This window comes from Bacteroides sp. HMSC067B03 (assembly GCF_001811315.1).
Classification (GTDB): Bacteria; Bacteroidota; Bacteroidia; order Bacteroidales; family Bacteroidaceae; genus Bacteroides; species Bacteroides faecis.
Window position 1 is genome coordinate 18,219 of sequence record NZ_KV804245.1, and the last position, 20,841, is coordinate 39,059.

General features: G+C 41.7%; 19 protein-coding genes and 1 tRNA gene. 11 read left to right on the top strand and 9 right to left on the bottom strand.

Features of this window, described 5'->3' with window-relative positions; all coding sequences use genetic code 11:
• Window positions 1-59 precede the first annotated feature (59 nt).
• On the top strand, window positions 60-2,378 hold the full coding sequence (locus HMPREF2794_RS01220) for a translocation and assembly module lipoprotein TamL (RefSeq protein ID WP_070750673.1): 2,319 nt from the start codon (window positions 60-62) through the stop codon (window positions 2,376-2,378).
• 81 nt (window positions 2,379-2,459) lie between these two features.
• Here HMPREF2794_RS01220 and HMPREF2794_RS01225 read toward each other — a convergent pair whose 3' ends face one another.
• The 3 genes from HMPREF2794_RS01225 to HMPREF2794_RS01235 form a co-directional block, all read right to left on the bottom strand.
• Window positions 2,460-3,011 (bottom strand): DUF3332 domain-containing protein, encoded by a 552-nt coding sequence (locus tag HMPREF2794_RS01225; protein ID WP_010538073.1) that lies wholly within the window; start codon window positions 3,009-3,011, stop codon window positions 2,460-2,462.
• A 106-nt stretch (window positions 3,012-3,117) separates the two neighbouring features.
• Complete coding sequence (locus tag HMPREF2794_RS01230; RefSeq protein ID WP_010538072.1) at window positions 3,118-3,555, bottom strand: DoxX family protein; 438 nt, start codon at window positions 3,553-3,555, stop codon at window positions 3,118-3,120.
• 166 nt (window positions 3,556-3,721) lie between these two features.
• A complete protein-coding gene (locus HMPREF2794_RS01235; protein ID WP_010538071.1) occupies window positions 3,722-4,156 on the bottom strand; it encodes a copper resistance protein NlpE in 435 nt (144 codons plus the stop codon).
• Between the two features lie 239 nt (window positions 4,157-4,395).
• Between HMPREF2794_RS01235 and HMPREF2794_RS01240 the strand changes: the two genes are divergently transcribed.
• Complete coding sequence (locus HMPREF2794_RS01240) at window positions 4,396-4,644, top strand: DUF6965 family protein (protein WP_070750675.1); 249 nt, start codon at window positions 4,396-4,398, stop codon at window positions 4,642-4,644.
• Window positions 4,645-4,758: 114 nt separating this feature from the next.
• Here the strand turns inward: HMPREF2794_RS01240 and HMPREF2794_RS01245 are convergent, their stop codons facing one another.
• Window positions 4,759-5,178 carry a BT0820 family HAD-type phosphatase gene (locus HMPREF2794_RS01245; protein WP_010538069.1) on the bottom strand — a complete coding sequence of 140 codons (420 nt, stop codon included), beginning with the start codon at window positions 5,176-5,178 and terminating at the stop codon, window positions 4,759-4,761.
• Window positions 5,179-5,281: 103 nt separating this feature from the next.
• Between HMPREF2794_RS01245 and HMPREF2794_RS01250 the strand changes: the two genes are divergently transcribed.
• The 3 genes from HMPREF2794_RS01250 to HMPREF2794_RS01260 all read left to right on the top strand — a co-directional run bounded on the left by HMPREF2794_RS01250 (window position 5,282) and on the right by HMPREF2794_RS01260 (window position 7,719).
• Window positions 5,282-6,670 (top strand): peptide MFS transporter, encoded by a 1,389-nt coding sequence (locus HMPREF2794_RS01250; protein WP_010538068.1) that lies wholly within the window; start codon window positions 5,282-5,284, stop codon window positions 6,668-6,670.
• An 83-nt stretch (window positions 6,671-6,753) separates the two neighbouring features.
• Window positions 6,754-7,557 (top strand): MBL fold metallo-hydrolase, encoded by an 804-nt coding sequence (locus HMPREF2794_RS01255; RefSeq protein WP_010538067.1) that lies wholly within the window; start codon window positions 6,754-6,756, stop codon window positions 7,555-7,557.
• 89 nt (window positions 7,558-7,646) lie between these two features.
• A tRNA-Lys gene (locus tag HMPREF2794_RS01260) sits at window positions 7,647-7,719 on the top strand.
• Window positions 7,720-8,748: 1,029 nt separating this feature from the next.
• Here the strand turns inward: HMPREF2794_RS01260 and uxaC are convergent.
• The gene (gene uxaC / locus HMPREF2794_RS01265; protein WP_010538066.1) at window positions 8,749-10,155 is read right to left on the bottom strand and encodes a glucuronate isomerase; all 1,407 of its coding nucleotides are present in this window, start codon (window positions 10,153-10,155) and stop codon (window positions 8,749-8,751) included.
• 199 nt (window positions 10,156-10,354) lie between these two features.
• On the opposite strand from uxaC, the gene HMPREF2794_RS01270 reads away from it, so the two are divergent.
• Window positions 10,355-11,422, top strand: coding sequence for a LacI family DNA-binding transcriptional regulator (locus HMPREF2794_RS01270; RefSeq protein ID WP_055268822.1), 1,068 nt, complete (start codon window positions 10,355-10,357; stop codon window positions 11,420-11,422).
• A gap of 26 nt (window positions 11,423-11,448) precedes the next feature.
• The gene (locus HMPREF2794_RS01275; RefSeq protein ID WP_055268823.1) at window positions 11,449-12,888 is read left to right on the top strand and encodes a tagaturonate reductase; all 1,440 of its coding nucleotides are present in this window, start codon (window positions 11,449-11,451) and stop codon (window positions 12,886-12,888) included.
• Between the two features lie 80 nt (window positions 12,889-12,968).
• Here the strand turns inward: HMPREF2794_RS01275 and HMPREF2794_RS01280 are convergent, their stop codons facing one another.
• Both HMPREF2794_RS01280 and HMPREF2794_RS01285 read right to left on the bottom strand, forming a co-directional pair.
• Window positions 12,969-13,502, bottom strand: coding sequence for an FHA domain-containing protein (locus HMPREF2794_RS01280; RefSeq protein WP_008765683.1), 534 nt, complete (start codon window positions 13,500-13,502; stop codon window positions 12,969-12,971).
• A 15-nt stretch (window positions 13,503-13,517) separates the two neighbouring features.
• The gene (locus tag HMPREF2794_RS01285) at window positions 13,518-14,594 is read right to left on the bottom strand and encodes an HU domain-containing protein (protein ID WP_010538063.1); all 1,077 of its coding nucleotides are present in this window, start codon (window positions 14,592-14,594) and stop codon (window positions 13,518-13,520) included.
• Window positions 14,595-14,683: 89 nt separating this feature from the next.
• Between HMPREF2794_RS01285 and rfbC the strand changes: the two genes are divergently transcribed.
• Genes rfbC through HMPREF2794_RS01300 form a run of 3 tightly spaced genes read left to right on the top strand, consistent with a single transcriptional unit; the run spans window position 14,684 to window position 17,400 of the window.
• A complete protein-coding gene (rfbC, locus tag HMPREF2794_RS01290; protein WP_010538062.1) occupies window positions 14,684-15,232 on the top strand; it encodes a dTDP-4-dehydrorhamnose 3,5-epimerase in 549 nt (182 codons plus the stop codon).
• A gap of 19 nt (window positions 15,233-15,251) precedes the next feature.
• Window positions 15,252-16,565 (top strand): UDP-glucose dehydrogenase family protein, encoded by a 1,314-nt coding sequence (locus HMPREF2794_RS01295; RefSeq protein WP_010538061.1) that lies wholly within the window; start codon window positions 15,252-15,254, stop codon window positions 16,563-16,565.
• Between the two features lie 37 nt (window positions 16,566-16,602).
• Window positions 16,603-17,400 (top strand): DUF4738 domain-containing protein, encoded by a 798-nt coding sequence (locus HMPREF2794_RS01300; RefSeq protein ID WP_022300906.1) that lies wholly within the window; start codon window positions 16,603-16,605, stop codon window positions 17,398-17,400.
• Between the two features lie 12 nt (window positions 17,401-17,412).
• Here the strand turns inward: HMPREF2794_RS01300 and HMPREF2794_RS01305 are convergent, their stop codons facing one another.
• The gene (locus HMPREF2794_RS01305; protein WP_010538059.1) at window positions 17,413-18,681 is read right to left on the bottom strand and encodes a DEAD/DEAH box helicase; all 1,269 of its coding nucleotides are present in this window, start codon (window positions 18,679-18,681) and stop codon (window positions 17,413-17,415) included.
• Between the two features lie 47 nt (window positions 18,682-18,728).
• On the bottom strand, window positions 18,729-19,958 hold the full coding sequence (serB, locus tag HMPREF2794_RS01310) for a phosphoserine phosphatase SerB (protein WP_010538058.1): 1,230 nt from the start codon (window positions 19,956-19,958) through the stop codon (window positions 18,729-18,731).
• A gap of 268 nt (window positions 19,959-20,226) precedes the next feature.
• Between serB and HMPREF2794_RS01315 the strand changes: the two genes are divergently transcribed.
• Entirely contained in the window at window positions 20,227-20,733 is a 507-nt protein-coding gene (locus HMPREF2794_RS01315; RefSeq protein WP_055268824.1) for a redoxin domain-containing protein, read from the top strand.
• The last annotated feature ends 108 nt before the right edge of the window (window positions 20,734-20,841 follow it).

Sequence of the window (20,841 nt, forward strand, 5' to 3'; positions counted from 1 at the left end):
CGAGAAATATGCTCTATCTTTGTCCCTATATATTGCTTCCGCTTTTATAGAGATACCGTATGAGGAAAGGATTTCTTTATTTACTTACTTTTGTCATTACCCTTCTGTCGTTCGCTTCGTGCACTGCCACTAAGTATGTGCCGGATGGTTCTTATTTGTTGGATGAAGTCAAGATTCATACAGATCAGAAAAATGTCCGTCCCTCTTCCTTACGAATGTATGTGCGTCAAAATCCTAATGCGAAATGGTTCAGTCTGATCAAGACGCAGCTCTATGTTTACAACCTTTCGGGACGGGATTCTACCAAATGGGGAAATAAGTTTCTGAGAAGAATAGGGGATGCTCCTGTGATATACAGTGAGACTGAAGCGCAGCGTTCGCAGGATGAAATCACGAAGGCAATGCGCAATATGGGCTATATGGCTGCTACCGTGAAGCGTTCGACTAAGATAAAAAAGAAGAAGATCAAGTTATACTATGAGGTGACGGCAAGAGATCCTTATATTGTCAGTTCGTTGAAGTATGACATTCATGACCCTAAGATTGCAGAGTTTCTGAAACAGGATTCCGCCAAAAGTCTGCTGAAAGAAGGGATGATATTTGATGTGAATGTGCTGGATGCAGAGCGTCAGCGAATTACCGACAAGCTGCTCCGTAATGGTTATTATAAATTCAATAAGGATTATGTCGGTTATACGGCAGATACGGTTCGGGGTACTTATCAGGTAGACCTGACCTTGCATTTACATGCGTACAGAGCTCATGTGAACGATTCGGTGAAAGCACATCAGCAATATTGGATAGATAAGATTAACTTTATTACGGATTATGATGTACTGCAGTCTTCAGCGTTGAACAGCATGGACATCAATGACTCTCTTCATTTTAAAGGCTATCCTATCTACTATAAAGATAAACTCTACCTGCGTCCGAAGATGCTTACTGATAATCTGCGTTTTGCTTCTGGTGATTTATTCAATGAACAGGATGTACAGCAGACCTATTCCAATTTCGGGCGTCTGTCTGCCTTGAAGTATACCAATATTCGTTTTATAGAAAATCAGGTAGGAGATACGGCGAAGCTTGACTGCTATGTGATGCTGACTAAGAGTAAACACAAATCGGTAGCTTTCGAGTTGGAAGGTACCAACTCTGCCGGTGACCCGGGGGCAGCAGCTTCCGTTTCTTTTCAAAACAGGAACTTGTTTCGCGGTTCGGAGACTTTCATGATAAAGTTTCGTGGTGCTTACGAGGTAATCTCGGGACTTCAGGCAGGCTATTCCAATAATAATTATACAGAATACGGAGTGGAGACAAGTATCAATTTCCCTAATTTTCTGTTTCCTTTCCTCTCTTCGGACTATAAGCGGAAGATCAGAGCTACTACGGAGTTCGGATTGCAATATAATTATCAGATGCGTCCCGAATTCCTGCGTACGATGGCGTCGGCTTCATGGAGCTACAAATGGACTCAACGCCAGAAGATACAACATCGCATTGATCTGATTAATATTGGTTTCCTTTATTTGCCGAGAATATCGGAGAAGTTTAAGGAAGACTTTATCAATAAAGGTCAGAGCCATATTCTTCAGTATAATTATCAGGACCGGTTGATTATTAATATGGGATATAGCTACCATTATAATAGTATAGGTGGTGCTATCGTCAATAATACGATTGCTTCTAATTCATATTCTATCCGTTTTAATTTCGAATCGGCAGGAAATATTATGTATGCTTTGTCCAAGGCAACCAATATCCGTAAGAATAATGATGGGGAGTATGCTATTCTGGGAATTCCTTATGCGCAGTATGTGAAGGGAGAATTTGACTTCTCCAAAAATATACGAATCGATCATCGCAATTCATTTGCTTTTCATGTCGGTTTGGGAATCGCTGTTCCTTACGGGAATGCGAAGACTATTCCGTTTGAGAAACAATACTTTTCCGGTGGTGCTAACAGTGTTCGCGGATGGACGGTACGTGATTTGGGACCGGGCTCTTTTGTAAGAACTAAAAATACCAATTTGCTGGATCAGTCCGGTGATATCAAACTGGATGCCAGCATTGAATACCGAAGCAAATTATTCTGGAAGTTCCAGGGAGCTATCTTTGTGGACGCCGGTAATATATGGACGATCCGTGATTATGACAATCAGCCAGGGGGAGTCTTTAAGTTTGATAAATTCTATAAGCAAATAGCAGTGGCGTACGGATTAGGACTCCGTCTTGATCTGGACTTTTTCATTCTCCGCTTTGACGGAGGTATGAAAGCCCTTAATCCGGTGTATGAGAGTGGTAAAGACCGTTATCCGATTATTCATCCTAAGTTCAGCCGTGATTTTGCTTTCCATTTTGCAGTAGGATATCCTTTCTGATCTGGGAGGAGACAAACGAAAAAAGGAGATGAAACCTGTATGACCAGTTTCATCTCCTTTCGTTTTTATCTTGTTATGCTTTTAACGAGCTGCAAACATCAGGTTGCTCATAGTAGCCTGACGGGCAGCCATCATGCCCTGAGCGTCTAATGTAACGTTCATTTTTTCACCGTTCGGCAAGAACAGGTCAGCAGTACCGTCATTGTTCATCTTTATCAGTTCAGAACTTTCACCGTTTGCAACCACATTCCATGTGTTAGCTTCTTTGTTGTAAATCAAGTCCATAGAAGCTGTTTCGCCTTCTTTTGTGATTGAGTAACCATTTTCAAGCGTTTTAACCATGTAGTTACCGTTCTCTCCTTTTACCTTCTTTACGTCACCCACATTGGCCATCGGGTTGGAACCGCTCCAGAATTCAATAGAGTTGATTACTAAAGCATCAGCCAGATATGCTACGCCATAAACCGGAACGATGTTGAAAGCTAAAAATACGAGTTCATTTACAAATTTGGTTCCGACTCCCTGATTCCAGGAACTTAAGCGGTTGAATAAGCCGAATGATCCAACACAGGAACTGAATAATAAGCTACCACTAAGTATAGCTGCTACTAATGTCAGTTTGCCTTTTTTCATGTTTACTTTACTTTTTGATTAATAAAAATATTGATAAATTCTCTTTCTAATGAATGCAAATATAATATTTTTAAATTAATCAAGGTTATTATTTCTTGTTTTTATGTTATTTACGTTTGTTGTGTGCCAACTTGCTTCCGATGAAATAATCTATGGAAAATTTACCGGGCCCGGCAATGTACATTAATACAAATACTACTAAGTAAATGAAAGCCAATTCTTTCACTGCAAATACATCATTGGCATGAATGACAAAAAAGGCCACTACCATAGTAAAGATCATCGGGATCATTGCCAGCCGATATAGAAAACCAAAGATGAAGCCCATCGAACATACCAGTTCTCCAAAGATGGCTAATCCGAGAGATATGGAACTGCCCAGACCGATTGGGTCGGGAAAGGCCGTTGACAGCTCTTGAAAATTGCTCCATTTCTGTATACCGTGGTTCATTAATAATATTCCGAATATAATGCGGACTGCCAATAAAAACAAAGATACCTTGGTCGTATTCGGCTTTGTGGGGAATAAAAAATTATAAATCATAAGTCGTTCTTTTTATAAGTTTGTTTTTATTTATATAAACATAAAAAATATTGAAATTGTTCTCTGAAAACGATAAAACTTAGGAACAAAAAAAGATACCGGAAATAAAAAGGCAGATTTACCACTTTATTTCCGGTAGTCAGATTGGCTGTTGCAGGATTCTTGCTTATTCTTTGTTTAGTATGTAATGTTCGGCAAGTGCTCCTGTTATTTCTTGTTTGTCATCATTTAGTAGACGAACTTTGTTTTCTTCCACTTTATAATAAGATGTTTCTCCACCTTCTTCTTTTAAAGTCAAGATGTTGCCTTCCAGTGTATAAGTGCCTTTCTCGTCAAATGAGCTGTCCCGGTCGATGTATACGGAATGAAGGGCAAATGTCTTGTCGGCATTTAGTGTCAGAGTTGTTTCGATGCCCGGGCAGTCGGCGGCAGGGAAGACTCCTTTATACGTTCCTTCATAATCAAGAGATGTTTCGGCATTATGTATATCGACTGTTTGGGTTGCTGTACTGTCTGCACTTGTACTCTTGTTTGTTTTTGCACTGTTTCCGCACGCTGCCAGAAGAAAGCAGGAACATGCCAGAATGATAATTTTCTTCATGATTGTTACTTTTTATAGTTCATCTAATTGAATTTAGAGTCAACAAAGATATAAATAATAAGTAATAAAAAGAATTGGGCTGCTTAATTTTATGAGCGGAAAAACTATTTTTTCCCTGGTGAACTTGGATAAAACTTGCGATTGTTGGTTACCTTATATAAGGTGGAATTCTAAAAGTGCCTGCCCGACTCTGTATTTTCTCGGTTTTTATCTTTATCTTTGTGGGAAAATATAGAAATATGGCACAACATACTTATGATGAAGAATCGGTCCAGGAACTGTTGGGCTGGGCGAAAAAGATGCTTGAAACTAAAAGTTACCCGACAGAAAAGTATCAGTTGAACAGTTGTACTTCAATCATTGATGGCAAACTTTATTTGGAATCTTTGATTTCGATGATTTCCAGAAACTGGGAAAATCCGACCTTTTATCCCACCATTGAGCAACTGTGGGAATACAGAGAAAAGTGGGAAGGTAAAGAGGAATAATGAATGTGAATTCCGGGCTCCCTTTGATAAAAGAAATGCACTCCGATCGCGATTGTTCAGAGTGCATTATGAATATTATAAGTTAGAGGTAAGTCTGATGTCTGGTGCCAGAGCTTAAAACGGCAACCATTTCCTCTTTTTCTTCTGACTGCTATTTTCTTCTCTCTGCTGGCTGTATATATCGGCAAAAGTCTTTTTCTCCTTTATCATTTCATAGATAATTCCCCAGTCGGGAATGCCGCCGACATTCCGGTCGTCAATGAACAAGTCGGCTTTCAGTTTTCGGGAAAAACCCTGATGATCCCTTTCTTCTTCGGGATAGTCTTTATTGGCTGCATAAAATTCCAGTCCCCGTGCCCTGCACCATTCTACGGCTTCCTCCAGGAGTTCTCCTTCGCGTACACTCCACAAGATTAAACGGTGTTTTTCTTGTTGTAACAATTTCAGCGTTTCAACAGCAAATGGAATTTCTTCACCAATACGTGGATAACGATGCTCTACAATCGTTCCGTCAAAATCAACAGCTATAGTCATATGATATATTTAGAATACGTAATTTAGGACAAAGATACGGACTGTAAGCTAAAAAAACGTATCTTTGCGTCGAATTAACATTTTAATAAAAAAAACAGATTACATGAACAATTCCCCTCAGCGTGCTGCCAAAGGCTTTACAAGAGCATTTTGGGTAAGCAACACAGTCGAACTGTTTGAACGTATGGCATATTATGCTGTTTTTATCGTTCTCACTATTTATCTATCCAGTATTTTAGGTTTTAATGATTTCGAAGCAAGTATGATTTCCGGCCTTTTCTCCGGAGGATTGTATCTGCTTCCTATATTTTCGGGCGCTTATGCAGATAAGATCGGTTTTCGGAAATCGATGATTATTGCTTTTTCTCTGTTGTCTATTGGCTATTTGGGGCTGGGTGTATTCCCCACATTGCTGGAGGCGGCAGGATTGGTGAGCTATGGCGTCACGACTCAGTTCAACGGTTTGCCGGATAGCTCTTCCCGGTGGATCATTGTTCCTATCTTGTTTATTCTGATGATAGGAGGTTCTTTTATCAAGTCAATAATTTCTGCATCCGTAGCTAAGGAGACAACGGAAGCGACCCGTGCCCGCGGTTATTCTATTTTTTATATGATGGTCAATGTGGGAGCTTTTACGGGCAAGACAATTATCGATCCTTTGAGAAATGTGATCGGCGAACAAGCCTATATTTACATTAATTATTTCTCCGGAGCGATGACGGTGATTGCCCTGCTGGCAGTTATCCTGCTTTATAAATCGACCCATACGGCAGGTGAAGGAAAAAGTCTGCGTGAGATAGGACAGGGCTTCATGCGGATTGTGACCAACTGGCGTTTGTTAGTCCTTATTTTAATAGTGACAGGTTTCTGGATGGTGCAGCAGCAACTTTATGCTACTATGCCGAAGTACGTCATCCGTCTGGCTGGCGAGACTGCCAAACCGGGCTGGATTGCCAATGTGAACCCTTTTGTAGTGGTGTGCTGTGTCAGTTTTATCACCCGTTTGATGGCAAAGCGCAGCGCTATTACTTCGATGAATGTGGGTATGTTTCTGATTCCTGTTTCTGCCTTGTTGATGGCTTGCGGAAACATACTGGGAAATGATATAATCTCGGGAATGAGCAATATTACTTTGATGATGGTAGCCGGTATCGTTGTGCAGGCCCTTGCCGAGTGTTTTATTTCGCCGCGATACTTGGAATATTTTTCTTTGCAGGCTCCCAAAGGGGAGGAAGGAATGTATTTAGGGTTCAGTCATCTGCACTCGTTTCTTTCTTCCATATTCGGTTTCGGGCTGGCCGGTATTCTGCTGACCAAATATTGTCCGGACCCTGCCTTGTTTGAAACTCGTGCCGCATGGGAGGCAGCCAGTGCGAATGCGCATTATATCTGGTATTATTTTGCTGCTATCGGGTTGATTGCTGCTGTAGCTTTGCTATTATTCGCAAAAATCACCGAATCCATCGACAAAAAGACCAAATCTTCTCGCTAATTATCTTCTTTTTTATGTATATTTGCCGTCACTTTGCTGTAAAAGTTGACGGCATTTTGCATTTTAATAAAGAAAGATAAAACATGAAAGTAAGATTTATAAGCCTGGCGAGTGGCAGCAGTGGGAACTGCTATTATCTGGGTACTGATACCTATGGAATACTAATAGATGCCGGTATTGGCATCCGTACCATCAAGAAAACACTGAAAGATTTCAATATTCTGATGGAAAGTGTACGTGCTGTATTTGTAACACACGATCATGCAGACCATATCAAGGCAGTAGGGCATTTAGGGGAAAAGATGAATATACCTGTTTATACCACAGCCCGTATTCATGAGGGAATTAATCGTAGTTACTGTATGACGGAAAAGCTCAGCACATCGGTTCGTTATCTGGAGAAGCAAGTGCCTATGATGCTCGAGGACTTCCGCATCGAATCTTTTGAGGTTCCTCACGACGGGACGGACAACGTAGGGTATTGCATAGAAATAGACGGCAAAGTCTTTTCTTTTTTAACTGACCTTGGGGAGATCACTCCGACAGCGGCAAATTATATCAGTAAAGCGAATTATCTGATTCTGGAAGCGAATTATGATGAAGAGATGCTTAAAATGGGACCTTACCCTCAATATCTGAAAGAACGGATTATGAGTAGAACCGGGCATATGAGCAATTCTGCCACTGCTGAGTTTCTGGCAGAAAATATCACTGAACATTTACGTTATATCTGGTTGTGCCATCTAAGCAAAGACAATAATCATCCGGAGTTGGCCTATAAAACGGTAGAATGGAAATTAAAGAACAAAGGAGTAATTGTAGGTAAAGATGTGCAACTGCTTGCTTTAAAGCGAAATACGCCTTCAGAGCTTTATGTGTTCGAATAACCATGAAAAAAAGATAGTAAAAAAGCTGCATTATTGTTTGGACAAATGAAATAAAAGACCTACTTTTGCAACCGCAAACGAGGAAATAAGCACTCTTAGCTCAGTTGGTAGAGCAACTGACTCTTAATCAGTGGGTCCAGGGTTCGAATCCCTGAGGGTGTACAAAAGCATAGAAGGAGAATCTTAAAAAGGTTCTCCTTTTTTTATTATAATTCGACTTGTCACTTGTATGGGGGAGAGAATGGGTTAGTCCGAAAACCCTGTTTGAGCTCCATACTATACCGGAATGAATAAATCTCATAAATCGATAGTAACTCAAATTCCCCTCCTTCCCGAAGGAGGAGATTTAAGATACTAACGACTTTTTAGTCGGCCCCAATAAAGATACTGCCTACTTTTAATTTGGCTTATTTCCGTACAAAAAAATAATCTGAAAACAACCGGGGTTTCGAACTGACCCGGAATCACCAGCCGGCCTTATAAGAATCACCTGCTTGATTTAATAATCAATGTTCCGTTTATTAATCTCTTCTGTACGTTAGATTAATGCCTTTTAATAGTAATAAAGACAGGTTTCATGTACATGGTCCCATCGGCTTACATACGTGAACCGACGGGATCATGTACGTAGTCCGAATGCTTCACGTACGTGAGACGAAAGCATATATCTGACAGAATTGATTAATCGGGCTTTGTCAGTGCATTAAATATACTGGCTTTAGCTGTAATACCTGCTATCTTAATATGTTTCGACGGGCGTCGGAGGATTACTTTAAAGGGCTCATGGGAAAAATCTCTTGCTAATCGCAAAAGAAGAGGGTGATTAGTGGGGATTATGGAGAATAAAACGATGCAAAAAGCAATTATTAAGTCGGGAATGGTGTTTTTTGTGTTGGGGAAACAAATGAGTCTGTTCTCTGCTTATGTGCTGATAATCAATATGGTAAAAGATTAATGGCCATAATGCAGCGTGATAAATGAATTTGTATAAATCCTATTATCACCTTATTATCACCACTTATTGTCACTTCAATCTTATTGATTTATAGTTGATTGACCGTAGAAAGTGATAAGTGACAATAGAATAGTGTGTTTGAAACGATAAGAGAGAAAAATGGAGATCAAACAAAAATACCGCTGTCCGGAGTATTAAACTTGGGCAGCGGTATTTGTTATAAAGTGATTCTTATGTTAGAACTTGAAGAAGTTCTTAGCATTGTTATAACTGATATCTTCAATCATCTGATTTACGCGGTCCATCTCAGATACCGGAATTTCTCCGTTCTCTACATCACGTCCTACCAAATTACACAAGGTACGGCGGAAGTATTCGTGACGTGGGTAAGAAAGGAATGAGCGGGAATCGGTTAGCATACCTACGAAACGGCTCAAAAGCCCTAGTACGGATAAAGCGTTCATTTGTTTTTCCATACCGTCCTTTTGATCGAGGAACCACCATCCGGAACCGAACTGAATCTTGCCGGCTATCGAACCATCCTGGAAGTTGCCCAGCATAGTGGCAATCACTTCGTTGGCGCAAGGATTCAGGTTGTAGAGGATTGTCTTAGTCAACTTACCGTTAACGTTCAGACGGTCGAGGAATTTAGACATCGCTTTGGCTGTTGTAAATTCGCCGATAGAGTCGAAGCCTGTATCAGGGCCCAGCAATTTGAACATCTTCGTATTGTTATTGCGGATAGCACCGTAGTGGAATTGCTGAGTCCAGCCTTTTTCCCAGTCCATTTCTCCGAAGATCACCAGCATCGCAGACTTGAATTTCAGAATTTCTTCTTTGGTCAATTCAGTTCCGCCATATACCTTATTAAATATGGCTTTGATTTCTGCATCGGTATAATCTTCTGCATAGAACTCTTCAATACCGTGGTCGGACAAACGGCAACCTTGTTCGGCAAAGAAGTCGTGACGCTTGCGAAGGGCGGCAATCATATCATCAAAATTGGAGATTGTCACACCACTCACTGCTGATAGCTTTTCTACATAAGCACGGAAGTCGGCAGGAACTTCTACCGCCATTGCCTTGTCAGGACGCCAGGTTGGCAACATCTTGATTTCAAAACCGCTTTCGCGTGTCTGTATATGATATTCCAGAGAATCAATCGGGTCGTCAGTAGTACATACTACCTCTACGTGATAGCGACGCATCATTCCGCGGGCCGAATATTCCGGTTGGGCCAGCTTCTCGTTGCATTCGTCATAAATCTCGCGTGCAGTTTTCGGGCTTAAAATCTTGTCGATGCCGAAAGCTGTCTTCAATTCCAGATGTGTCCAATGATACAATGGGTTGCGGAAAGTATAAGGAACTGTTTCAGCCCATTTTTCGAACTTTTCCCAGTCTGTGGTATCTTTTCCTGTACAGTAGCGTTCGTCTACGCCATTGGTACGCATCGCACGCCATTTGTAATGGTCGCCGCCCAGCCAGATTTCAGTCAGTGACTTAAACTTGTAGTCGTCAGCTACCATTTGAGGAATTAAATGACAGTGGTAGTCAATAATCGGCATTTTAGCCGCATGCTCGTGATACAACTTCTGCGCAGTTTCTGTCTGCAGCAAGAAGTTTTCATCCATGAAGTTCTTCATTGTTACTGTGTTTTTAGTATATAAAATTATTACTTTCTGCATTTATACCTATATAGTATTGATTTTAAAGCTAATAGGTGTAAATCTTCGTTTTAGTTTTATTAACCGTTATCGAACACAAAAGTAGAAAATTTACTTGGAGTAACAAAATAATTCGTATATTTGCAGCGATTATTTATAATATTTAAGTTTTAGCACTATGGAGGACCAGAACTATACCATCAAAGACATTGCCCGTATGGCGGGTGTTTCCGCTGGCACGGTTGACAGAGTGCTGCACAATCGCGGCGACGTATCTCCCCAAAGCAAAGCTAAAGTACAAAAGGTATTGGACGAAATCCATTACCAGCCTAATGTATTTGCTATCGGACTGGCTGCCAAGAAGAAATATTCCTTTATCTGCCTGATACCTTATTATATAGAACATGACTACTGGCATTCGGTAGTGAGTGGCATCGAGCGGGCACGTCAGGAGTTGCGTCCTTTTAATGTGAGCGTGGATTATCTTTGTTACCGTCAAGGTGATAAGGAGAGTTATCAGGAAGTGTGCCGCAGGGTTGAAGAAAGCAATGTCGATGCCGTACTGATCGCTCCCAATTTCAGAACTGAAACACTGGCTTTGACGGACTATCTGCAAACTAAGAAAATAGCTTATGCCTTTGTTGACTTTAATATGGAGGAAGCGAATGCGCTGACTTATATCGGGCAAGATTCCTACAAAAGCGGATACATTGCCGCGAAGATATTGATGCGCAACTACCAGGCCGGAGAAGGACAGGAGCTGGTTTTGTTCTTGAGTAATAATAAGAATAGTCCGGCAGAAATACAGATGCAACGGCGTTTGGCAGGATTTATGAGCTATATCACCGAAGAGTATGAAAAGCTGGTGATCCATGAAGTTGTGCTGAACAAGTCCAATCAGGAAAACAACCGGAAGACATTGGATGAATTTTTCCGGCTGCATCCGAAAGCTACGCTTGGGGTGGTATTCAATTCCAGAGTGTACCAGTTAGGCGAATATCTCCGCACTTCGGGACGAAGCATGAAGGGGCTGATAGGGTATGACCTTTTGAAAGCGAATGTGGAACTGCTGAAATCCGGTGATGTGCATTATCTGATCGGGCAACGTCCGGGACTGCAAGGATATTGTGGAGTGAAAGCTCTGTGCGATCACGTCGTTTTTAAGAAGTCTGTCGATCCGGTGAAATACATGCCTATCGACATTATGATCAAAGAAAATATTGATTTTTATTTCGAATTTGTATAATATCAACTTTATAAATTACAACTAACATGAAAGCATTAAACAAAGAAACAGCTCCTAAAGTACAGCGTCCGGAGCGTATTATCCAATTTGGTGAAGGTAACTTTTTACGCGCATTCGTAGATTGGATTATTTATAACATGAACGAGAAGACTGACTTCAACAGCAGTGTGGTAGTGGTTCAACCCATTGATAAAGGAATGGTCGATATGCTGAACGCACAGGATGATCTGTATCATGTCAACCTTCAAGGACTGGATAAAGGAGAAGTGGTTAACAGCCTGACAATGATTGATGTAATCAGTCGTGCATTGAACCCTTATACGCAGAATGACGAATTCATGAAGCTGGCTGAGCAACCGGAAATGCGCTTTGTTATTTCGAATACTACAGAAGCCGGAATTGCTTTTGATCCGTCTTGTAAACTTGATGATGCTCCTGCTTCATCTTATCCCGGCAAACTGACTCAGCTGTTGTATCACCGTTTCAAAACGTTTAATGGCGACAAGACCAAGGGATTGATAATCTTCCCTTGCGAACTTATTTTCCTGAATGGTCACAAGCTGAAGGAAACGATCTATCAGTATATCGACCTGTGGAATCTTGGCAATGAATTCAAAACTTGGTTTGAAGAAGCTTGCGGAGTATATGCAACGCTGGTAGACCGTATCGTTCCGGGATTCCCCCGCAAGGATATCGATGCTATCAAAGAAAAGATACAGTATGACGATAACCTTGTTGTACAGGCTGAAATCTTCCATTTGTGGGTAATTGAAGCTCCGCAGGAAGTGGCTAAAGAATTCCCGGCTGATAAGGCAGGACTGAATGTATTGTTCGTACCGTCGGAAGCTCCTTATCACGAACGCAAAGTAACATTGCTCAATGGCCCTCATACTGTTCTTTCTCCGGTAGCGTACTTGTCGGGTGTGAATATTGTACGTGATGCTTGTCAGCATGAAGTAATCGGCAAGTACATCCACAAAGTGATGTTTGATGAACTGATGGAAACATTGAATCTTCCGAAAGATGAAGTGAAGAAGTTTGCAGAGGATGTATTGGAACGTTTCAACAATCCATTCGTCGATCATGCGGTAACAAGCATTATGCTGAACTCATTCCCGAAATATGAGACTCGTGATCTTCCGGGATTGAAGACTTATCTGGAACGCAAAGGCGAACTTCCGAAAGGATTGGTACTTGGATTGGCTGCTATTATCACTTATTATAAAGGTGGTGTGCGTGCGGATGGTGCTGAAATTGTGCCAAATGATGCTCCTGAAATCATGAACCTGTTGAAGGAACTCTGGGCTACCGCTTGCACGAAGAAGGTTGCGGAAGGTGTGCTGGCTGCAGAGTTTATCTGGGGTGAAGATCTGAATCAGGTTCCGGGACTGACAGAAGCTGTGAAGGCTGATCTGGACTCTATTCAGGAAAAAGGTATGCTTGAAACAGTAAAGGGGATTCTTTAATTAGTCATATCATATAATAATAGCGTCACTGTTGCTTGAACGGTGACGCTATTTTATTTTATCGGGGTGAGATAGCTTAATTATTCGGCTTCAGCAGTGTGAAGAATAAATGTAGTGGCTCCGATGGTTACGATTGCTCCGTCTTCCATACGGACACGGTCTTTATCTCCCAGAATTTCGTTCATAAGAAAGGTACCTGTAAGGCTGGGGGCATCCCGTAAGGTGTAGACAAGCTTTCCTTGCTTGTTGCGCTTTACATTGATGATGCAGTGTCTTCTGTCCATACTCATATCGCCGCTTTCAATCGGTGTATTGATAACGGTGCCTACGCAACGGCGGCCTATTACATTGTCGCCTTCTTGCAGCGGAAGCACTTGCTTGAAACCAAACACGTTTTCAATCACCGTAATATATCCGAATTCTTCTTTATGAGCTTCAGCTTCTTCTTCCAGATTCTCTTCCTTTCTCAGGGCTTTTACTTTACTCTTTCCCAGGCGGATGCTGAATTGTTTGCCGCAATGTTCGCATTCGAATACAAGCGATTGGCCTTCGCTGTATTTAGTTTCATCAAAAAAAAGGTAATTCTCACATTTAGGACAAAGAACTCGTTTCATGCTTTAAAAGGGGATTTATTTTGCCAGTAACCAGGCATTCTTATAAGTTTCGTTTTTTCTAAGTTCCAGCAATTGTCTGGTAGCTTCTTCGCGATTTTCAAAGGAACGGATGCTGACACGTATCTTGCCGTCACTGTTTAAGGCTTTCGCTTCGGCAAATCCTTTTGCCTTTAATTGTTCTGCCATTGCTTCAGCATCTTTCAAACCAATTCCCCCTGCTACAATAATATGGAAGGGATGGCTGGCTTGCGGTTGAACCGAAGGTGTTGCCGGAGTTGCCACTGCCGGTGTAGCCGGTGCTGTTTCCTGTTTAGCAACCTTGATTTCTTTTACGGCGATAGGTTTTGAAGTTCTAGGTTTATCTACGCTAACTTTCTTCGTCTGAGAAGTTGCTGCATTTTGGGGATTATGCTTGGCCACTACGGAGACAGGGGTTACTGCGACCGATTGTTTTTCGATTTGCTCAAAAAGCTCACCGGGTAACAGTTGGGCATAATTGTTTTTTTCTACATACGTGTTCTCTACAGGAGTCGAGAAAGCAAAGAACATAACGATAACGGCAATCATTGCCGCAGCATTACGAAGAAGGGTACGGCTGATGCTGATCTCGTATGTTTTCTTTTCTTTCGTCAGATTGGCTGGTACTAATACTCTTTCTTTCCGTTGTAGTGTAGAGAGCTCCCGCATTTCAAAAGAATCCAGTCCATATAAAGAAGGAGTGGTTATCTTATGGTCATAAGGAGTGAATTCGTAATTCCCGTAAATGTTATAGTGAATTTCACCCACATTTTCCAGATGGGCTTTTCCTTCTTCGTGAAGAAGCCCGATCAATGCGTCCACTTCTTTTTCTACCATGCGGGTGGCATCGGCAAAGCTGGTATCATGCGCAGACATATAGGACTGTACCAACACACCGTCGTTCAGTTTTAATTGAGAATTGAAACCGATGATACGTGTGGGAGGTAAAAAAAGATTTTCTTCTTTTACATAGGTTGCAGGAGCGTAGTGAGCTACGAATCCGCCAAAATTAGGAACGATTACGCAATCGTTCTCTAACAACAGAGCCTCTATGTGTTGTGCTAATTCAATCATAGTGCAAAATTAAGAGATTAATTGAATATATCCCAGAAAACTTCGAAAAAATCACTACTTTTGCACTGTTTTACTTATTACTACTAGCGATGAACTATATACAGACAGAAATAGATGGGGTGTGGCTGATAGAACCCAACGTTTATTCTGATGAGCGGGGCTACTTTATGGAAGCCTTTAAGAAAGATGAGTTTGAGGCGGAAATCGGTCCGGTAAACTTTGTGCAGGATAATGAATCAAAATCGTCTTTTGGTGTGTTGAGAGGACTGCACTATCAGAAAGGAGAATACAGTCAGGCTAAGCTGGTCCGTGTTCTGAAAGGAGAGGTGCTGGATGTGGCAGTCGATTTGCGCCGGTCGTCACCGACTTTTGGAAAACATGTCAGCGCGTTGCTCAGTGAAGAAAATAAAAGGCAGTTTTTTATTCCCCGTGGTTTTGCTCATGGCTTTGTGGTGTTGAGCGAAGAAGCTGTGTTTATGTATAAGGTAGACAATAAATATGCTCCGCAAGCGGAAGCGTCTATATTATATAATGATGAAACGTTGGCTATCGACTGGATGCTTGGGGAATCGCAACTGCTTTTGTCGCCCAAGGATAAAGAGGGGATGGCTTTCAGAGATGCTGTATATTTTGAATAAACTCTAACAAACGATAGATATGAAAATAGCGATTGTCGGAACCGGTTATGTTGGTTTGGTTACCGGAACATGTTTTGCTGAAATTGGTGTAAACGTAACTTGTGTAGATACGAATAGCGAAAAAATAGAATCTTTGCAGAAGGGAGTGATTCCAATCTATGAGAATGGACTGGAAGAAATGGTGCTTCGCAATGTAAAGGCAAAAAGACTGAAATTTACGACTTCACTGGAGAGTTGTCTCAATGATGTGGAAGTCATATTCAGTGCTGTCGGTACACCTCCGGACGAAGATGGTAGTGCTGATTTGAGCTATGTACTGGAAGTTGCCCGTACAATCGGTCGTCATATGAATCAGTATAAGTTGGTGGTGACGAAAAGCACGGTTCCTGTGGGTACTGCGCGCAGAGTTCGTGCTGCCATCCAGGAAGAACTGGATAAAAGAGGGGTTACCATTGAATTTGATGTGGCTTCCAATCCTGAATTTCTGAAAGAAGGAAATGCCATCAGTGACTTTATGAGTCCGGACCGTGTGGTAGTGGGAGTAGAGTCTGCCCGTGCGGAGAAGTTGATGTCGAAACTGTATAAGCCGTTTTTATTGAACAACTTCCGTGTTATTTTCATGGATATTCCATCAGCTGAGATGACGAAATATGCAGCTAACTCAATGTTGGCTACCCGTATCAGTTTTATGAATGACATCGCAAACTTGTGCGAATTGGTAGGTGCCGATGTGAATATGGTGCGTAGCGGTATTGGTTCTGATACCCGTATCGGACGTAAGTTTTTGTATCCGGGTATCGGATATGGCGGTTCCTGCTTCCCTAAAGACGTGAAGGCGCTGATAAAGACTGCCGAGCAAAATGGATATACGATGCGTGTACTTCGTGCAGTGGAAGAAGTAAATGAGGCGCAGAAAAGCGTGTTGTTTGATAAGTTGATGAAGCAGTTTAATGGTGAACTGAAAGGTAAGACCATTGCTTTGTGGGGATTGGCATTTAAGCCGGAAACGGATGATATGCGTGAGGCCCCGGGATTGGTCTTAATTGATAAACTTCTGAAGGCAGGCTGTCAGGTACGTGCATACGATCCTGCTGCAATGGATGAATGTAAACGCCGTATCGGTGATGTTATATATTACGCCCGTGATATGTATGATGCAGTGCTTGATGCCGATGTTTTGATGCTAATCACCGAATGGAAGGAATTTCGTCTGCCTTCTTGGGCTGTGGTCAAAAAGACTATGAATCAGCAGATTGTGTTGGACGGACGCAATATCTATGATAAAAAAGAAATGGAAGAGCTCGGATTTATTTATTCATGTATTGGTAAATAAGATAATTAGAGTATCTTTATACACAAAATTTAGACGAATGACAAAATTTGTAGCGATATCGTTAGTAGCGATCTTGCTCGCAGCATGCAATAGTAGTAAGAACCCGCACTCTTCCTCCAGGCAAGAGGAGGATTTGAGTGCGAAAGAACTGCTGCAAGGAATCTGGCTGGATGATGAGACTGAGAGCCCGTTGATGCGTATAGAAGGGGACACTATCTATTATGCAGATGCACAGAGCGCTCCTATTACATTTAAAATCATACGGGATACTCTTTATACTTATGGCAATGATACTACTTATTATAAGATTGATAAGCAGGGGGAACATATTTTCTGGTTTCACTCGATTACAGATAATATGATCAGATTGCATAAGTCGGAAGATCCTAATGATTCGCTGGCATTTGTCGGTCAGGAAATGATTATCCCTACATATACGGAGGTGACGAAACGTGATAGTGTTGTAAACTATAATGGCAACCGTTATCGTGCTTATGTGTATATCAATCCTTCTAAAATGAGGGTTGTCAAAACTATATATACCGAAGATGGCATTAGCATGGATAATGTGTACTACGATAATGTGATGCACATTTGCGTATATGAAGGTAAGAAAAGCTTGTTTGCCAGTGATATAACCAAACAGATGTTTGAAAGTGTAGTTCCTGCGGATTTTCTGATGCAGGCAATTTTGTCAGATACTAAGTTTGTAAAGGTAGACCGGAATGGTTTCCTTTATCAGGCTGTTTTATCCATTCCGGAAAGTTCTATTTACAGTATAGCAAATTTAACCGTCAGTTTTAGTGGTGAACTGGCTATTACACCGACTAAATAAAACGAGTGTTTTTTAGCTTCTTACGGGAGAAGAGGGACGGTTATTGTTTTTTCTTCCATTGTTGTTATTCCTTTTTCCTCCGAAGTTTCTTCTTTTAGAGTTATCACCTCTCTTATTATTGTAGGAACGGGGTTTATATTCCGGAGCTTCTCCTAATTCGGCAGGAACGGGAATTTTATATATTTCTTTTTCAAGGAAGTTCTCGATGGATTTGAAGTTACTTTGTTCTTTCTCACTGACAAAAGTAAGGGCTACTCCGTCATTATTGGCACGTGCCGTACGTCCGATGCGGTGTACATAGTCTTCGCTGTCATGCGGTACATCAAAATTGATAACCAGACGGATGTCGTCGATGTCGATACCACGGGCAACAATATCCGTAGCTACCAGAATATTGATTCTTCCTGCCTTGAATTCGTGCATGACAACCTCGCGTTGCGCTTGTTCAAGATCGGAATGCATTTCTCCTACATTCAGCTTCATCATTTTCAAGGCCTTTGTTACTTCTTTGACTTTGATTTTGGAGGAAGCGAAGATAATAACACGTTCGGGCACTTCGTCAGTGAAGAGACTGCGTATGATACCCAATTTCTGGTTCTCGTAACATACGTAGGCTGCCTGAATGATTTTGTCTGCCGGCCTTGAAACGGCAAGTTTGATTTCTGCCGGATTGTTCAGGATGGTTTTTGCCAGTTGCTGTATTTTGGCAGGCATAGTTGCCGAGAACATGATTGTCTGTCGTTCTTTCGGCAAGTATTTTACGATTTGCATGATATCTTCATAAAATCCCATATCAAGCATACGGTCTGCTTCGTCCAATATAAAATAAGAAACCTTGGAGAGGTCTACATATCCAAGGCTTAAATGGGCTATCAGTCGTCCGGGAGTAGCAATTACTACATCTGCGCCAAGTGTAAGTCCTTTTTTCTGTTGTTCGAAAAGAATGCCGTCATTTCCGCCGTATACGGCAACGCTCGATGCGGGCATAAAGTAGGAGAAGCCTTCCATCTGCTGGTCAATTTGCTGCGCCAATTCACGGGTAGGAGACATGATGACACAGTTGATAGCATCTTCAGGATGTCCTCCTTCAGATAATTTATTCAATATAGGCAGCAGGAATGCCGCTGTTTTACCAGTGCCTGTCTGTGCAACTGCTATCAAATCTTTACCCTCTAGTATGATTGGAATTGCTTGCTCCTGTATAGGCGTGCACTCGTCAAATCGCATGGCGTCAAGTGCATCAAGCACATTTGCATTTAGTTCTAGTTCGGAAAACTTCATCACTTCTTTTTATTTGTCGACAAAGATAAAATAATTTTTGGTCTCAATTACATATTCAAATAAGAATCTTTGAATCCCAGGAAATAGAGCACTCCGTCAAGGCCGATCGTATTGATGGATTGTTTGGCATTTGCCACTACTTTGGGCTTGGCATGGAATGCAATTCCCAGTCCGGCGATTCCCAGCATAGGGAGGTCATTGGCACCATCTCCAACGGCTATCGTCTGGGCTATATCTACTTTTTCTACCTGAGCAATCAGACGGAGGAGTTCGGCTTTCCGTTTGCCATCCACTACATCTCCCAAATAACGTCCGGTTAATTTGCCGTCTATTATTTCCAGTTCGTTTGCATATACGTAGTCTATGCCGTATTTCTTTTGCAGGTACTGACCGAAATAAGTAAAACCTCCGGAGAGGATAGCAATTTTGTATCCATACTTTTTCAGTACATACATCAGGCGGTCTACGCCTTCCGTAATAGGAAGGCTTTCAGCTATTTCCTGCATGACAGATTCGTCCAGTCCCTTTAATAGGGCGACACGACGGGTGAAACTTTCGGTAAAATCTATTTCTCCACGCATAGCGCTTTCTGTGATTGCTTTTACTTCATCACCTACGCCTGCCCGGATAGCCAGCTCGTCAATTACTTCTGTTTCAATCAGAGTGGAGTCCATATCGAAGCAGATCAGACGGCGCATACGCCGGTACATATTATCCTGTTGGAAAGAAAAGTCCATTTCCTGTTCGCTTGCCAGTTGCATGAGCCGTTCCTGCATAGCGATACGGTCTTTGGGAGTACCGCGTACGGAGAACTCGATGCAAGCACGGGTCCGGGTATCTGTTTTATCTTCATCCAAAGGGATACGGCCCGTCAGACGCTTGATAGCATCAATGTTCAAGCCTTGTTCTGCTAATACGCGGGTGGCAGCAGAAATCTGGCGGGCAGAAAGTTTACGGCCCAATACCGTCAGGATATAGCGGTTTTTCCCCTGCATTCCTACCCAGTTCTCATACTGATCGGTACCTATTGGTTCGAAACGAATGGTAACTCCCAATGAAGATGCTTTAAACAGCAACTCTTTCATAATGAACCCGGAATGTCTTTCTTCGCTTCTGAAGAGAATACCTAATGATAATGTATTATGAATGTCTGCCTGCCCGATATCGAGGATAGTAGCGTCGTACTTGGCAAGTATTTCAGTCACGGAAGCGGTAAGTCCCGGACGATCTTCGCCGGTGACTCGAATCAGAATCAATTCAGTATTTGATGGTTGCATAAGAAAATAGACTTTAACGCTGCAAAAGTAGGGAAAAAAGTTCGTTTTTATGCTAAATAACATAAAAAGTTACACCCAAAAAGTAAGAAAATTGCTTGTTTTTTTGGAAGTTAGTTTAATAATTACTTACCTTTGCACCCGGTTTCAAAATTAAAGGCACTGATAATCAGCGGATTCCTCTTCGCCTGATGCCTGAAAAGACAACGTTTCGGGAAGAAACCACTGTTTAAAGGACAGTCCCGGATAGTATTAACTAAAACCGAATTACATGAATTCTTATGTAAAATGGATTTTTGTTGTATTACTGATTTGTTCCTTGACCGCTTTCGTTGAGAAAGACAAACCTACCGGAGGTTTGAGTGAGGGTGACGTAGCCCCTGATTTTAAAATCGAATCTGCGTCGAATGAGCAACCGGCTTTTAAGTTGGGTGATTTGAAAGGTAAATATGTGTTGCTTAGTTTTTGGGCAAGTTATGACGCGCAATCCCGGATGCAAAACGTAAGTTTGAGCAATGTGCTTCGTTCTTCCCGTAATGTGGAAATGGTTTCAGTTTCGTTTGACGAATACCAGTCAATCTTTAAAGAAACCATTCGTAAGGACCAAATAGTTACGCCCACTTGTTTCGTGGAAACAGAAGGCGAGGACTCCGGATTATTTAAAAAGTACCGTTTGAATCGGGGGTTCACAAACTATTTATTGGATGGAAATGGTGTGATTATAGCCAAAAACATCTCTGCTGCAGATCTTTCTGCTTATGTAAGTGAGATTGGTTGACAGTCTCGAAAAAAGTAAGGAGAAAGAGGGATTTTCCGGATCACCGTTTGGTGACTAAAATGGAGAATAGACAAAAGAGGAAATGGATACAACAAAAAAGTTCCGCTT